At 40.6% G+C, this 17,041-nt stretch carries 13 protein-coding genes; all 13 read right to left on the reverse strand.

Annotation, left to right across the window (positions count from 1 at the left end; translation table 11 throughout):
- Nucleotides 1–1,015: 1,015 nt before the first annotated feature.
- Complete coding sequence (locus tag THEAE_RS22990) at nucleotides 1,016–1,210, reverse strand: hypothetical protein (protein ID WP_156920593.1); 195 nt, start codon at nucleotides 1,208–1,210, stop codon at nucleotides 1,016–1,018.
- 242 nt (nucleotides 1,211–1,452) lie between these two features.
- Nucleotides 1,453–2,307 (reverse strand): Rpn family recombination-promoting nuclease/putative transposase, encoded by an 855-nt coding sequence (locus THEAE_RS0109840; protein WP_028987328.1) that lies wholly within the window; start codon nucleotides 2,305–2,307, stop codon nucleotides 1,453–1,455.
- 446 nt (nucleotides 2,308–2,753) lie between these two features.
- Nucleotides 2,754–4,307 (reverse strand): murein biosynthesis integral membrane protein MurJ, encoded by a 1,554-nt coding sequence (gene murJ, locus THEAE_RS20625; RefSeq protein ID WP_052329905.1) that lies wholly within the window; start codon nucleotides 4,305–4,307, stop codon nucleotides 2,754–2,756.
- A gap of 405 nt (nucleotides 4,308–4,712) precedes the next feature.
- Nucleotides 4,713–5,729 (reverse strand): glycosyltransferase, encoded by a 1,017-nt coding sequence (locus tag THEAE_RS20630; protein WP_156920594.1) that lies wholly within the window; start codon nucleotides 5,727–5,729, stop codon nucleotides 4,713–4,715.
- Between the two features lie 329 nt (nucleotides 5,730–6,058).
- Complete coding sequence (locus tag THEAE_RS0109860) at nucleotides 6,059–7,477, reverse strand: sugar phosphate nucleotidyltransferase (RefSeq protein WP_028987329.1); 1,419 nt, start codon at nucleotides 7,475–7,477, stop codon at nucleotides 6,059–6,061.
- A gap of 112 nt (nucleotides 7,478–7,589) precedes the next feature.
- On the reverse strand, nucleotides 7,590–8,465 hold the full coding sequence (gene rfbD / locus THEAE_RS0109865; protein WP_028987330.1) for a dTDP-4-dehydrorhamnose reductase: 876 nt from the start codon (nucleotides 8,463–8,465) through the stop codon (nucleotides 7,590–7,592).
- Nucleotides 8,466–8,472: 7 nt separating this feature from the next.
- Complete coding sequence (locus tag THEAE_RS0109870; RefSeq protein ID WP_028987331.1) at nucleotides 8,473–9,603, reverse strand: glycosyltransferase family 4 protein; 1,131 nt, start codon at nucleotides 9,601–9,603, stop codon at nucleotides 8,473–8,475.
- A 655-nt stretch (nucleotides 9,604–10,258) separates the two neighbouring features.
- Nucleotides 10,259–11,269, reverse strand: coding sequence for a dTDP-glucose 4,6-dehydratase (rfbB, locus tag THEAE_RS0109875; protein ID WP_028987332.1), 1,011 nt, complete (start codon nucleotides 11,267–11,269; stop codon nucleotides 10,259–10,261).
- 70 nt (nucleotides 11,270–11,339) lie between these two features.
- Entirely contained in the window at nucleotides 11,340–11,885 is a 546-nt protein-coding gene (gene rfbC, locus THEAE_RS0109880; protein ID WP_028987333.1) for a dTDP-4-dehydrorhamnose 3,5-epimerase, read from the reverse strand.
- A complete protein-coding gene (gene rfbA / locus THEAE_RS0109885; RefSeq protein ID WP_028987334.1) occupies nucleotides 11,885–12,781 on the reverse strand; it encodes a glucose-1-phosphate thymidylyltransferase RfbA in 897 nt (298 codons plus the stop codon). Before rfbA ends, rfbC begins: the two co-directional genes overlap by 1 nt.
- Nucleotides 12,782–13,383: 602 nt before the next feature.
- The gene (locus THEAE_RS0109890) at nucleotides 13,384–14,682 is read right to left on the reverse strand and encodes a glycosyltransferase family 4 protein (RefSeq protein ID WP_028987335.1); all 1,299 of its coding nucleotides are present in this window, start codon (nucleotides 14,680–14,682) and stop codon (nucleotides 13,384–13,386) included.
- Complete coding sequence (locus THEAE_RS0109895; protein WP_028987336.1) at nucleotides 14,651–15,769, reverse strand: glycosyltransferase family 4 protein; 1,119 nt, start codon at nucleotides 15,767–15,769, stop codon at nucleotides 14,651–14,653. Before THEAE_RS0109895 ends, THEAE_RS0109890 begins: the two co-directional genes overlap by 32 nt.
- A 35-nt stretch (nucleotides 15,770–15,804) precedes the next feature.
- Nucleotides 15,805–16,995: an O-antigen polymerase gene (locus tag THEAE_RS0109900; protein ID WP_028987337.1), complete on the reverse strand. Its 1,191-nt coding sequence runs from the start codon at nucleotides 16,993–16,995 to the stop codon at nucleotides 15,805–15,807.
- Nucleotides 16,996–17,041 lie beyond the last annotated feature (46 nt).

Raw genomic sequence — 17,041 nt, forward strand, 5'->3', positions numbered from 1 at the left:
ATTAGGGCAGTGAATGAGCGTCATTCCATGACCCAGCATACAGGAGGCGCTTTTTGTTTTGCAAACCGCAAATTAATTCATTACAGGAATATCTCCCTCAATTAATTAATGTTTTCTTCGTTTTTCTCGCTTTTTCTCATGATTTCATCTTTGACGCACGAAGCGCTTAAGGATAATATTTGACGAAGAGTGAATATATGGGATTGATATGTTAGCGGGTTTAATTCATTACAGGAATAGCTCCTTCAAAAGATTATTTGTCCCCTATCTACCCTACCCCATTATAAAGATTCTTCCCAAAGACTTATTTACTAATTAAAAAGCATAAGTTGGAATACATATTGTTAACTTGTCAATATCGTTTTTACCAAAGTAAATGCTAGTAAACTACACTAGAGATTATATTCATTTTTCTACCAATTTTCAACATCAAGTTTTAAAACTTTACTACTTATAATTTTCAAATTTTTAAATTGTTCCGTTTTAGAATCGGTTTCGGTCGATATATGCCTTGTTTTAGTTAGTATATCGATCGTCTCATCCAGTAGGTTCTCTTCTCCTACGATATAATCAATCGTTAATTGGTTGATCCCAGCGCTGCTACCGTTTACTTTTACCTGTTTCCATAGCGTATGCATGATATCATTTCAGTATATCTTGTCAAACAGTACGTAAAACCGTCTATTCGAGTTTCCCTTAACCGCATAATCTTCGATGCCCTTCCCACCACCAAGTTATGCTATGCTGTTCTTACTTCAAAGAACAACTTAATGAAATTTTTTCTCCCCTCTCAACATTAAGGAAGGAAGTTCCAATGTTCTTCATATCTTCTTCCGTAATGACCATAGCACGGTTGAGAGATGTAAGATAGCGAATGTTTTTTGATCTTCCGTCATATGGGGGGGGCGATGAGGAGGGGGCGGAGGGTTTGGACCGATATGGAATCAATATATACCGAAGCCAGCCCGCTCTACCTTAAACTGCGCACGAATCTCCTTTTCAATTTTCCGATCGCTTACTTCGTCAAATCCACAAAAATCGTTTCCCTCAAGACCCACATGGCCGCATAAGCGACGGCCCCTATGGCCATCACAAGAAATTGCCAACCCGCCTTCACACCGAAATGGAACTGCTGCATGGAGCCAAACGGATACAAGAAATAAACGACGATCGACAACACCAGAGCTGATGGGTCGTTTACCGATCTCATCCATACTTCCGCCGTCATGATCTTGCAGATTTTTTTGCTGTACGACCGGAGAAGTACATAACCGGATAATGTATAACTGATCGAGGTGGCGTCAGGGCTAACCCTCCATGCGCCATGGGATGAACCAAGATTAGATTTAATCCGATATTGGCGAGGAAAGCGATCATCCCATTCACATCGTTTTTTGTATCTTGTAAAAATAAAAATGCGGGAATAAAATTCCCGCAAAGACGGCTCATCGCTTACGATCTTTCTAATGACTTTTTCAATTCTTCAATCTTCTCCAGCGGCAATTCTGTAATATCCCGAATAAAATTCACATCCATCCCCTTTAAGAGCATCTTCCGGGCATCTTCCATTTTTCCTTGCTCAATTCCTTTTTCAATCCCCTTTTCAATTCCTTGTTCAATCCCCTTTTCAATCCCTCTTTCATATCCTTTCTTCTCATAAGAGTTCATGATATTTAGAATCGCTGCACCTTCCTCTTGCGGCAGTTGCCCAATCTCTTCGCGCAATTTCCTCTCCTCCTCTTCGTTTAAGGTTAGATAAGTATCGAAGAATCCCGTAATCAGGTTGAGCCGAGCTGGATCTAGTTGTAGGCGTGTGATCATCCGTAGAAATTCCTTCTTCACTTCAACTCTCTCTTCTTTAGTATATCCCATTTTACTGAGAAGCGCAGCAGCGATTGGATGATCATAACGGAATTGAAGGACTTGAAGCTCCGGGAAATCAATGGTAAACGCATCCGGTTCATCATGTTTCTCATCATAGGAAAATACCGCAATGGGCAAAATCGGGCGGCGATGATTCTCATAAAGCCGGCTATAGTAAATGAACATCCGCTCATGAAAGTCATTCTGATAATAGGATTGGGCTTCAATATGGATGATGATGAGCCGATTCACCCCCTTGATCTTCGTTTCTACCAGAAGGTCAACCCTCCGTTCGCCTCCTTTCACCACATCGGTATAGACTTCCTCGGAAAGGAAGGTGACCGAGTCGAAGGAAATGAGAGGATGAAAATTTGGAAAGAACAACGAAATGAAATCTTCGAAAAAGATTTTAATCAATTCTTTAAATAAACGATCATGATGAATATACTCCGTCTTGCCCTGGTTGTCTTGCTTATGTTGTCTTGCTTATATTGCTGATTCTGTTTCTCCTCCACCGTTCATCACCTCACCGATACAATAGATAAAGCGAACATATATGCCTATATCGAGTATAGCGGATGAGGTGATGGATTGCAAACATATTTTCGGATTCTCGTCACATTCCCACTGTTCCTCCCGCTTTCCACTTTGTTGCGGAAATGGATAGTCACCGTTTCAAACATCAACTCCAAGGTAGGTTTCCGCTCTTCTTCATTGACGTTATCAACCTGGCACTGTAACTGCATAGTTCGTCCGAATGGTGGATGGATACTTCTTCAGCGACGTTATCAACCTGGCACGGTTGAGAGATGTAAAAGGAGGGTCGATGAGAAGGAGACGGCGAAGGGTTTGAACCACTATGAATCAAGATATTCCGAAGCCAGCCCGCTCTACCTTATACCACGCACGAATCTCCTTTTCACTTTTCCGAGCGCCTGCTTCGTCAAATCCACGAAAATCGTTTCCCTAAGGACCCATAACATGGCTGCATAAGCGGCGGCCCCTACGGCCATCACAAAAAATAGCCAACCCGCCTTCACAAGGAAATGGAGCTGCTCTATGGAACCAAGCGGATATAAGAAATAAACGATGATCGACATCACCAGACTGGATGCGGTCGTTTTACCGATCGTCATCCACACTTCCGCCGTCATGATCTTTCCGATTTTTTTGCCGAGCGACCGGAGAAGCAGATAACCGGATAATGTATAACTGATCGAGGTGGCCAGGGCTAAGCCCCCATGCGCCATGGGACGAACCAAGATAAGATTTAAAACGATATTTACGAGGAGAGCGATCACCCCATTCCACATCGTTGTCCTCGTGTCTTGCAAAGAAAAGAAAACGCGGGAAAATAATTCGTGCAAACCTAATCCCACAATACCCAGATTAAAAAAAATAAATGCGACCGTCGTTAGGTCCGTGTCCGCGGCATCGAATGCTCCTCGTTCAAAGAGAATTTGTATGATGGGACGGGCTAAAATGACCCCGCCAAACAGGATGGGAACGAGAACGATCATTAACACCCTCATGGCATATCTCGTTAGCCGCTTCAGATCATCCTTGCCCGCTTGACTCGCCTGTTCGGCCAGTTTCGGATACAAAACGGAAATGATCGATACCACAATGATGCCAAAGGCAAGTTGAGAGACTTTATTCGCGTAGTTTAAGGCCGAAATGCTCCCCTCCGACAGTCCGGAAGCAAGCATCCGGTCTACCAGCACATTGACTTGCCCTACCATGGTACCAATCAGAACGGGGCCTGTCATATGTAAGGTTTGCCTAAGACCCGGTTCCTTTAGATCAAACACGAATCGATACTTCCATTTCTCCTTCACCACACCGAATAACTGAAAGAGGGCCTGGATCAACACGGATAGAACGACCATCCAGGCGAACCCCTCGATGCCATAAGAGGAACCGGCGATGAGAAGATAAAAAATCACCACGAGATTGTACGGAATCCCGATCGCCGCAGGGATTAAAAATCTCTGGTTGCTTTGAAGGAAAGAGGTGAACAATGCATTGATCAACATAAATAGCAAAGACAACAACATGATTCTCGTGAGAACCACAGTGAGGGCCAAGGTATCGGAACTGAATCCAAAGGCGAACCATTTCACGATCTGAGGGGCAAATAGGAGGGAAACCCCTGTAATGATCAGGGTAAAAAACCCTAAGACGTTAAACATATTGTTAAAATAAACGGCCTTATGCTTTTCATCTAACCGGGTATAGACGGGAATAAAAGAAGTCCCGATTGCTCCGGCGACAACCGCAAATAAAATTCCTGGAATCGAAAAGGCGACAAAAAAAGCATCCGACTCATTGCTCGCGCCAAAATAGGCTGCAATGGCCGTCTCCCTTAAGAATCCCAGGATTTTGCTTGTTAACGTGATCACCATGATCCAGGCCGTTATTTTGATCGCTTTATTCCGATTCATAGGAGTGTATAACCTCAAAGGGGATTTTTTCCGCAAGAAATCTCTAAATGGATCTATCGCTTAGAAACATTAAGACGCTAAATTTCCGTTTCTTCTTTAATTTAGTCCGTATTGTACCTGTCATCGATAGATAAAAGGAACCGATGCCTTTTATTTTATCACATCGAAAAATCTCTTCAATCCATCCCGCCAATGGGGCATGGGAGGAAATCCATTGAGCCGCCCGGCCATATGATCCAGAACGGAATACTTGGGACGTTGAATTATCTCTTTATCTTTCTTACATATATATCACTTTTAAATATAATAACTAGGTCTGATTAAATTGAGAGAACATGTAGAGGTTTATGTTTAGAACTACTTGTATCAAATCTGTCTCATGTCCCCTTGAAGATAACCTGCCCCTCACACAACGATCATCATTTCCCTTATCACCCCATCGATCACCTCTTCGCTGGGAGGGATGGGATCGATATTTAAAACCTGATTCCTACCTTTCTCCATAATCTCCGTATCTATCATCAAATGTTTTAACTCCTCTTCCGTAATCACCATGGCGCGGTTCAGAGATGAAAGATGGCGGATCGTATTCTGATCCTCCATCATATGAGGACGATCGATGAGGAGAAGGGGACGGCGGGTTTGAACCGCTTCGGCGACGGTACCCCAGCCTGCCTTGGAGATAACAAGGTCGGATACGGCGATATAATGTTGGGTTTCCGTATATCCATCCGGAATGCGGATCACATGGGGGTGGTGAACCTGGGTATTGCTGGATACCACAAAAATAGTCCCTTCCGAATCCCATAGAGGGAGACTCCCCAGACCCACTTGATCGATCTTCATTCCGAGCCCAAAATAAACCACCTTTTTCTTCCCGTCCGGATTCAGTTCCCGCCGCAAGCGTGCCACTTCCCTGGGGCGGACGGATCGGCAAAAATATGGAAAGGGGGTCATCCTTTCCCTTCCCCAATCGGGTTCCTTCGCACCTGCAAGGGGCAGGAAGAAATCCATCTTTTGATACGCCTCCCGCATCCCCTGCAACTTCTCATCCGGAATGATCCCCTGATAGGCGGTATACCAGGTGAAATTGGAAATGCCCACGGAGGGAATGTGAAGATCCTTTGCCACCACAAAAGGAAAAGGGGAAATATCCGTAAGGAGGAGATCTACCTTGTGATCGGTGAGAAATCTTCTTTCCTGATCCAAATAAGCAGGAATTCCCTCCATATACCGGTCATAAGCCTCATTCATCCCGGCCATATCCACCTCAATGGAATCCTTTTGCAAAATGAAGCCCAGATCATTCCGCACACGACGAAAGGCAAGACGCCCCTTCTCCTCCCCATGCAATGAAGCCCGAATAAACGGAAGTGGAAAGGAAGTGGATATGATGATGTGAACATCTCGATCATGGGCCAAAAGTCTGCGAATGATCGCGATACTTCGAGCCGCATGACCATGCCCGTAGTCGGAGATGTAGTATGCAATGGTGAATATTTTAGTGCCCCCCTATTCTAAAAAATCCTGAGCTTGTCCGTTCTCATCATAGCCTTCCGTCCAAAATTTCCCATCATATCTAAACTTCATAATACAGTCCTCTGATCTCATTTCATATACTTTCCAGCAACGGGTAGGACTATAAAAAACCTGAACTTAAACAAAAGAATCAAGGATCATAATCCGAATATTCGATTTATCCGCAAAGCACAAAATCACAAAAAAAGGTGGGAATATCTCCCATACCGAATCTATTCAACTTGTTTGGATTCATCTTTTACCAAAGCCTGAACAACCTCATCCCACGTGGAGTAAATCCGCATAATATCCTCTTCGATCAATTCTTTCCCCTGTTGCACCTCGATCAATTCCATTTCGGTAAGGGCCCGAATCCCATGAGGTGTGCCTGGGGGGATCTGAATGACCTCTCCCGCTTGAACGGTACGAATCTCTCCCTCCATGGCCAACTCCCCTTCCCCACGGATCACCGTCCATGTTTCACTCCGTTTGAAATGAATCTGGTAAGTAATGTACTTCCCTTCATGAATCGCGATCCGTTTCGTTAGAACTTCCTGGCCGTCCTCGAAGTGAGTGTAATCCAAGATCCGGTACCAACCCCAGCGCCTCTCTTCATACATGGGCATTTGAACATGATCCTTCATCAATTCCTTCACCCTGGGGCTGGCCTCTTTGCTCGTGACCAAGATCCCATCGGGACTTGCGGCTACCACCACATCGGAGACTCCCAGGACGGCTACCGGCAAATCCAGTTCATTTACGATCCGGCTATTCTTCGAGTCCTCGCTTATCACTCCTTTTCCCAAAATGGGACTTCCCATCTCCTCCGTCAAGGTGTTCCATGTACCAAGATCCTTCCAAGCTCCTTCATAGGGAAGAACGACGATACGATCTGTCTTTTCCACAACCTCATAGTCGAAGCTAATGTTCGGGAGCCTTTCATATTGCTTCACCAGTTCCTCATACTGCAGCGGATAACTCCGCTCCGCAAGCCAACGAATCATCGTCCCCAGAGTAAAAGCGAAAACACCGGCATTCCAGAGGGCGCCCGCATCGATTAATTTTTGGGCCTCTTCTGCCTTTGGCTTCTCCCGGAAATGGCTGACAGAAAAATAATCCGATGCACTCTCTACCGTGAAGGGGTTTCTCCCTTCCAAACTTTTGCCAAACGGTACGATATATCCATATTTTTCGGAGGGAAAGAGTGGGCGAATTCCAATGAGGGCAAGATCCGCCCCGGAGCGTCTCAAGACCGGATCCAACCGTTTAACCTGCAGGAAGAATGATTCTTCCACATAAGGGTCTACAGGTAAAACGGCAACGGTTTCATCGGAAGACATCCTTTCTATGGAATAAAGATATACCGAAGCCAGGGCGATGGCGGGAAAAGTATCCCTCCGCTCCGGTTCTACGATGATGGAAACCTCTTCTCCCAAATGACTGCGGATCATCTCCCGCTGTACTTTGCCTGTCGCCACATAAGCAAATTCCGCTAAACCAACATTCTTTAGCTGACGCCAGACCCGCTGCACCATCGACTCCAATACCCCATCTCCCCGATCAAGGAGGCGCAAAAACTGTTTCGAACGGGAATCATTCGAAAGAGGCCATAGACGTTTACCGGACCCGCCGGACAATAATACGAGTTTCATCAGCATACTCTCCTAACCGGATAAAGACAGTTGTTTTGTTTCCAATATTGCAATGTTTTTATTCTCTTAAACTAAAACGAACCAGTTACCAACAACACTATAGTACTAATTTTTATGTCTTTATGTATGATGTTAAAAACCTCTTCAATCCATCCCGCCAATGGGGCATGGGAGGAAATCCATTGAGCCGCCAGGCCCTATGATCCAGGACGGAATACTTGGGACGCTTCGCAGGACGGGGAAAGGCTTCAGTGGGAATCGGTTCCACAGTAACCTGCATCCCAACCTCTTCAAAGATAGCCTTAGCGAATTCATACCAGGAACATGCTCCAGAATTGGAAAGATGATAGATCCCATACTTCTCCGTCTCTATCAAATGAAGGAGTGCCTCAGCCAGATCCACCGTATAGGTAGGGGAACCGATCTGATCATTCACCACCCGAACAGCGAGTTGTTCCTTCCCCAGTCGGAGCATCGTCTTTACGAAATTCGCACCATAAGCTCCATAAACCCAAGAGGTACGGACGATAAAAAAACGGGAGTGAAAATCCCGCACCATCTGTTCTCCCATCTCTTTGGAGGCTCCATACACATTCAGAGGAGCTGTCCGATCATATTCCAAATAAGGCTTTCCCTTCTCTCCATCAAAGACATAATCGGTGCTGATGTAGACCAGTTTCGCGCCCACCTCTTCGCTGGCCACCGCCACATTGCGAGTTCCCCAGCCATTCACTGCAAAGGCGAGATCCATTTCCTCTTCCGCTTGATCTACTTTTGTATAAGCAGCTGTATGAATAACTACATCAGGATGGACCTCCTCTATGCTCTTTTTTACCTCGAATTGGTCGGTAACATCTAATTCTTCACGTGAGAAGCCATAAACCTCATATGTTCTATCTTTTAACAGGAGCATTAGATCTTTTCCCAGCTGTCCACCTACTCCGGTAATAAGAACCTTACATTTCTTCTCAGATTTATTAGATGACATTCCTACTTTAATCACCTCCAAAAGTCTGATCAGAAAACCCAATTAATTCATATGTAATCTTTTTGTGATCATTGGCCCATCTCTTCGTTGTAAACTGCTTTTCTTGGATATATTGGAATGCTGTTTCACCCATGTATTTTCTTTTGCCTGGATTATTTAATAAATCTTCAATCGCTGTAATAAAGCCTTTCTTGTCCCCTACTTCAACCATAAAACCCGTCTCACGATCCAATACATAATCATCCATTCCGGGAACCTTCGTTATAATGATAGGTTTTCGTCTGGCTGCTGTTTCTAATACAGTAGTACATCCACTCACATGTTCATTATATTTCAAAGGAACGATAACAAGTATACTATTTTCATAAAGCCAGCGAATTTCCTTTAAATTTGCCTTTACGACTGTAATATTTTTATGCTCTCTCATTTCGTGAGCAAACGAGATATTTGCTGTAGCAAAGATAAAGTTTATTTTCCCCTCAAAATGATTTGCGATTTCCACTAACATATCTAGATCGCGATGCTTATCGGTTCCAACACTTAATACAAATGGAGTGGGAACATCCAAAGGTATTATATCTCCCTCGCTATATGAACTAATATTAATCCCAAAGGGGACATATTGAAGATGCTTTGAATCAATGCCAAAATAATTTTTAAATAAGTTCTTTTCAGTCTTGGCATGAAATATAATTTTATCAATGCTTTTTAACAACCAGCTAATGATTTTCTTCTTTAATGGTTTATATTCACGATAGTTATCTAAAAGCCAAACAAAACAAGAAATCTGTTTTGGCATTCTATGTTTTAAAATAGGTATTTTTTTATATAAGGCTATGGCTAAAGCATCTTTATCATAATGTGTCCATATAATATCGTTCCGATTAACTTTAAAAGGTAAGGAGAGAAAAGGATAGATTTTTTTTAATATAGGAATCCTTGAAAACCATCTCTTCTCAAATGAATCGGCCTCAATATATGTTATAGATAAATTATCATCCTCTGCCCATTGATATCCATAAGGGAGAGGATCATTCATCATATCTTGCTTATATTTCTCTCGCCAATCATCTAAATGAAAAAAGAAACTGCTAAGAAAGACTTTCACATTCTGCTTTTTTTTGAGATGATTTAACATTTTTTCTCTCTCCTTGTTGATCTTAAATCTCCTAATCTTGCTATTTCAAGGCCTAAACTTATTTTACCATCGTAATAATACTATACGCATCCAATTAGTTGATTCTTAATCATCACTTACTTCCCATCTCAAATGATCATTATAATCCAACCATAGTTTGTTTCAAAGGAGTGGTAAACATATGTCTGAGTCAAGTCATCGTGGGCACCTTCCCAAAATGATTTAAAACTTTTTTTGCCCTCTCTCACTTGGTAGCGCTTTCGTTTATCATCCTTTCATTTTCCATGCATGGTTTTCCTTTAATTTCCTCTTAACAATCCTTTTATAGCCCGACCCGTCGGATTGCTTTGCATAGGCCCCAGCAACAAGCGAATTGTCCCGTCAATACACCCTTTCGACTCTCGTTTCACTTCCCGTAACCACTGGCGTATCCGTAGACCACTTTAAAACCACCAACAGGGTGAGTACCATGGCCTGGTAATAAGAAGGTAACTCTCATTTAACTTAACTCCTCTCTTGTATTTGTAGCTTGGATATAAAAAATAAGTTTATAAGATAACGATAATTATTCTAATTTTAAAAAAATTTCTATTTTTAGTATTTATTTTGTTATACAACCTTCTGTATCTAATCCAATTATATTTCTGCATATTTATCAATGATTCCCGTATTGCTTCGCATAATACTCCTGATAATCCCCACTCTTCACCCGTTCCCACCATTCCCGGTTGTCCAGGTACCACCGGATCGTCTCCCGAATTCCCTTTTCAAACGTATATTGGGGTTCCCAGCCCAATTCCCTCCGGATTTTCGTGGGGTCGATGGCATAGCGGCGGTCATGTCCCGGACGGTCCGGAACAAAGCGGATCAGTTCCTCCGATTTTCCCAATTCCTTTAGAATCAATTTCACGATGTCGATGTTCCGCCATTCGTTATGCCCCCCGATGTTATACACTTCTCCCGGCTTTCCCCTCCTCAAGACGAGATCAATCGCCCGTGCGTGATCCTCCACGTGGAGCCAATCCCGAATATTTCCTCCATCTCCATAGACAGGCAAAGGCTTATTCTCCAAGGCGTTGGTAATCATTAAGGGGATTAGCTTTTCCGGAAAATGATAGGGCCCATAATTGTTGGAACAGCGGGTGATATTCACATTCATCCCATAGGTCTCATGGTAAGCCCTTACGATTAAGTCGGCGGAAGCTTTGCTGGCCGAGTAGGGGCTGTTCGGAGCCAGGGGAGTCTCCTCGGTAAAATATCCCTCTTCCCCCAGGGAACCATACACCTCATCGGTAGAAATCTGAAGATATTTCTTCACCCCAGTCTCTTTCGCCGCATCGAGAAGCGCCTGTGTTCCCAAGACATTGGTCCGGAGGAAGAGATCCGGCTCCATAATGCTTCGGTCCACATGAGATTCGGCCGCAAAATTAACGACCGTATCGATGTCATACTCTCGTAAAAGATATGCCACCAGTTCACGGTTCCCTATATCCCCCTTAACGAACCGGTAATGGGGATGGGATTCCATCTCACGGAGGTTCTCCAGATTCCCCGCATAGGTTAACTTATCCAGATTTAAGATGAAGAGATCAGGATCATTCCGTAGCATATACCGGATAAAGTTGCTTCCAATAAAACCGGCACCGCCTGTCACAAGAAGTCGCATCGTCATCCTCCAGATTTATCTATTTCCTTCATACCCACTCGTTTCAGTTAATATGAAGAGACGTTGATTATTAAAACAATTTCTCGACCTCACGCAGGAAAGGATGCTTCATATCCTTCTCCGATAAGACCGGATCCGATACCGGCCAATCGATGCCGATCTCCGGATCGTTCCATCGAATGCCCTTATCATGCTCCGGGGAATAAAATTGATCCACTTTATACAATACTTCCGTATTCCCGACCAACGTACAAAATCCATGGGCAAATCCTTTTGGAATAAGGATCTGGCGATAATTCTCAGCGCTCAATATTACCCCTACCCACTTTCCAAAGGTGGGGGAATCCTTCCTGAGATCGACGGCAACATCATAGATAGCTCCCCGGATCACCCGAACCAGCTTCGTCTGGGCCATCGGTTCCTCCTGATAATGAAGCCCCCGGATCGTCCCGGCTGCTACCGAAAGGGAATGATTATCCTGAACAAAACGAAAGGAGAAACCTAGCTCTTCCATCACCCGCTCGTTATAGCTCTCCATGAAAAAACCCCGCCCATCGCGGAAGACTCGCGGTTCAAATAGATAGACCCCATCCAATTTCGTCTCTAAGACCTTCATCATTCTCCTCCCAACAGGATTGAACTTTTTTCCCGCACCGGCAAAGTTAGAAGATATTTCCCGTACTCCGTCTTCTTCAACGGCTCTGCCAGACGAAGAAGCTGCTCCTCATCAATATACCCCATCCGATAGGCAATCTCTTCGATACAAGCCACTTTTAGGCTTTGCCGTTTCTCTATGGTCTCGATAAATTGGGAAGCCTCCAGAAGCGACTCATGAGTTCCCGTATCCAACCAAGCGAAGCCCCGTCCCAGAAGCTCCACATGAAGCTCTCCCCATTCCAGGTAAGCCCGGTTCACATCGGTAATCTCCAGTTCTCCCCTAGCTGAGGGGCGAATCGATTTCGCTACGTCAATTACCCGATGGTCATAAAAATATAATCCCGTGACCGCATAGTTGGACTTAGGGTCAGAAGGCTTTTCCTCAATGGAGACCGCCCGCATCTCCTCATCAAATTCGATCACTCCGAACCGCTCGGGATCTTTCACATAATAACCAAAGACCGTCGCTCCCCTCTCCCGGGAAGCAGCCCTCCGAACCAGATCGGTCAATCCATGCCCATAGAAAATGTTATCCCCCAAGATGAGGGCAACAGGATCCCCCGCTATAAACTCCTCTCCGATCAGAAATGCTTGCGCCAAACCATCCGGTGACGGCTGCACCACATAAGAGAGAGAAAGACCATACTCCCTCCCGTCTCCCAGAAGCTGCTCAAATCGGGGAGTATCCTGTGGGGTGGAGATAATAAGAATATCCCGAATTCCGGCCAACATAAGCACAGAGAGAGGATAATAGATCATCGGTTTATCGTAAATGGGAAGAAGTTGTTTGGAGACGACACGGGTTAAGGGATAGAGGCGTGTCCCACTTCCTCCTGCCAGAATAATTCCTTTCATGGAAATAGAAGGACTCCTTTCGATTAAATCGAATATGCACCCCTAATACAACAAACTCTTTCATTTCCATCTTCTTACTTTGTTTGACACTACATGCACCGTTAGATGAACAACGTAAATCTAAGACTTCATGGCTTTTCCTTACTTCCCCCATTTCTCTCTAATCACAAGGAAAAAGCTTCATCTCATCATGGTCTTCCTATCGTTTCTCAAATGATTCCCCTTTTTCTCTAACTGCTTTCATACACGCTCCACCATTGACACTAGTGTTCCTTCGACACGATCCAATACTCTCAAAAATGCTTAGAGCGGGAATAATTTGAGGGATGTTATAACCTTTTTTCCTAAACATCCTGATAATAAGATAAGTTTCACTAAAACTTCCTCCCACTAAAAAATATATTTTAAGTATACCTCTTGTTTACTTATATCCTTAAATATGGATCATTTACTTTTTAATAAATCCTATCTATACCTCTTTTTTTAGAATTTGAATGCATTTTATCTTTGGCATTGCTATAGAAATACCTGTTCCTTTCTCACAAATACGAAGTAAGTTAACATTGAGGTCACAATTAATCAAAAAATTTCATATTTCCAATTTAGATCCCAAATATACTATCATAATTTTTATAGACAGCCTCCTTGCTATAATATTTTAAATATAACTCATAGGCACCTTTCGATAATTTTTCATTCAACTCTCTATCTATAATTTTTTCCATTAGAGACGGATATTTCGATAAATTATCTTCAATTAAACAATTATCGCCATTCGTTACAGGAATTCCTTCTACACCATAACTAGTTGATATGATTGGTACACCTCTTGCAAGTGCCTCTAAGGTCTTTAGCTTTACACCACTACCGAATACCAATGGAATGATCATAGCACAACTCTCAGAAAAAAGAGTATCGAGATCTTCTACATACGTAAAATACTTAATATTAGACTTATGTTTGTAAAATTCTTCAAGAAGACGATTAGTAGGACTTCTCCCAATTACTAATAGCTCAACATTACTAATCTTTCGACATACTTGTGGAAATACTTTTTGTAAAAATTCTAAAAGGCTTACTTCATTATGCGGAATATTAAGTGCTCCGATAAAAATGAAACGAGGTTTACCATTATAATTTCTGTTTAATTTTTTCTTTATATCTACTAAAGGATAAGCGACTAATATTTTTGCATTATTTTTGCTAGATAATTTTTTTGCTTCTTCATTATTCAATAGAATAGACCTATCAAATAAAAGCGGTTGTTTATTTTCACTCTTTGTTATTAAATGCATTTCGGTTCTTAATAAATATTTTTGTATTAAATTGCTCCCATTAATTATGTCCCGCAAGAAAAAAGGAATAAATCGTTCAAAATTCCCTAAAACACTATTCCCAATAAATTTGCCATCTTCTATATTTTCAATCATTCTCTGATAACGAACAGAAAATAAATCATCCAGATAGAGAACGTTAGAACATTTATTTGAATAAAAAGAAAGAAATTGCCCCATACGTACCGTATCGTAAATAACTAGATTTGGATCAATAGATGCAATAAGCCGACGAATTTCTTCCTTAGTCTTAGGCGACCAAAAAACGGCTTCCTGTATCGATTTGGTTCTCAATATAAATGACTTTGTAATAACATTCCATATTTTCCGTAATATACCTATACCTTTTACAACAAAAACTTTTATTCCCTCATACTCAGTTTTGGATAAGTCTATCCTTAAAAAATCTCCAATTAGAATCCAATGTATATTTTGAGCACCGAATCTACTAATAAAATATTTTAAAAAACCTCTGAGTACAACTTTTTTTCCATTATCTACTGGATAAGGTATAATTGGTGAGATTATGACAATTTTAGTTTGATGAAGACCTCTTTTTGCTCTCATAATACACCTCCCTAAACAGCTCTACTAATTGATTTCTCAAACAATTACTATTAATAGATTCTAACCTCATTCTTCCTAATATTATAAGCCGTTTTGCATAATCAGGATTTTCTAAAAGATACTTTATTCCATTTGCAATAGATTCTATTGAAAATGGATCTACTAAATGCGCAGCATTTCCAGCAACTTCGCTCATTGGTGGGATGTTTGAGGTTATTACAGGAACTCCTGCACTAAATCCCTCTATAATTGGTAAACCATACCCCTCTTTCAAACTAGGAAAAACTAATATTGATGCTTTTGAATAAATAGAAACTATATCCTCGTCATTCACCCATCCTGGAAAAATAATATTATCCTCTTTATATCGCTTTGATATTGGGTTATCAGTTCCCATACCTAAGATAATAAGCTTTGTGTTTTTCAAGTTTAATAGTTTAAAAGCTGATATAACACGTTCAGTATTTTTATGCGGAGATATGCCACCAATATGCAAAATGATTTTCATACTATTATTACTCATTTTACTGTTGTTTGTATTTTTGTTTATTTTATTGTAATGATTTAAGAATAAAGTTTCAGCTGGTGTATTCACAACAATTGGTGATATTCCTATTTTCTTTTCAATATGTTCTTTGCTATGCATACTTACAGTAATAATAAATGGCCTTTTTTTCTTTATATTAATCAAAGATATTCTTCGATAAATATTCCCGATTTTTTGATACAATCCTCTTCCCAAATTTTCTTCAAAAATTAGATCGTGAATCGTCACTAAAACATACTTTGATAAATTGATAAAAGGGATGGTATTATTAGGACAAAATACAATATCAGGATTTACTTTTCTAACTGCTAACGGAAAGACGATTTGTTCCCAAATTGGATAAGGGGTATTAGTAAAGTATTTTATGGAAAAAAAGGAGGGCAAATCAAATCCTAAAGACAATTTAGTCTTATTGGGAATAGCTATGACTATCTCTAAATCATTTTCTTGATGCTTAGATAAAGCATATATTATTTCTTTTAAATATCTTCCAAGACCTCTTGGTTTATTGATCCAAATACCGTCAATTAAAATTTTCATTAGTTCATACACCCTTATCTATTGTATTTTTTCACTTAAAGTCTCACTTTTCTTATTATCTGAAATAAAAAATAGGTTAATATATCTACCCAAAAAAAAGTTACAAAAACCGCTATTCCGTTTCTTATGAGTTGAATAATGTTGATATAAATAATACTAAATAAAACAATTGATGAATAACTCCTTTTTGGTTTTTGATAAAGGGAAGTTAAGTAATATCCTAATGGTATTAGAAGAAAAAGACCAAAAAAACTAAAATTCGCATATAGTTCTGGGAGGATTCCAATTATTTGTTGCCCAATATCATTTCTAATTAATTCTTTTGTGAACCCAGCTAATAAATAATCTCCGACTATTGCGCTAGATCGTGGGATAATCTTAAAAATTGCTACTATAAACGATATCCCATAAAGATACCCTATCTGATCAGCAGTTTTTAAAACCTTGTACAACACATCAGCTCCATCGAAAAAATTTGTAGCTACTATCATCATTACTTTATTCAAATCTAATACGGTTAAATAATCAATGAAAGAACCTGCAAATTGACCATAATCTACAATGCCCTTATAATAACGATATAGTCCATAAACAAAAATAATAATAACTAATGCAAGCATCATAAATAAATAATAAATCAATTTGGGCCGCTTTTTACTAATAAAAGAATATATTAAGATCAATTGGGCCAAAAATTCTACTGCAAAAAATCTCCCGAAAAAGCTTAATATTATTAAAGCGAATATAAATTTTATTAATAAATTAAACGTAAACCTGTTGTGTTGATAATATTCATAAAAGAATATGTACTTTATTAAAAAAATAGGTGCTGTCAACCAAGTAAATCCTTGCATAAAAATTTGCCTTTTATCTAAATTATCCAGAAAATAGCTAACACTTCCAGCTGAAATTTGCATTATCATAAGTGTATAAATTCCAATAATAATATATACTAAATTAAAGATAATTTTACTGTATCCGGATGATTCATAATTTATTATAAGTGCTATTTTCTCTTCATTTGCTATTCCTCCTTTTTTCTTAATTACTAAACTCAATAAACATCCTATAGTAAACAAAAGATTGGATAATATACCAATCAAAACAATCCTCTCTGCATATGATTCTGGAATCCAACGAATATAAAGAAGAACAGGTAACAAAGCATATGAATATAGAGCTATTAAGACATTTATTAATACAATTGGACTTAGTATCTTTATCAATAAACCCACTCCAATCCTAGGCAATCAAATATCCTTTTTTTTAAGA

The sequence above is a fragment of the Thermicanus aegyptius DSM 12793 genome (assembly GCF_000510645.1).
In the GTDB taxonomy this organism is placed as follows: Bacteria; Bacillota; Bacilli; order Thermicanales; family Thermicanaceae; genus Thermicanus; species Thermicanus aegyptius.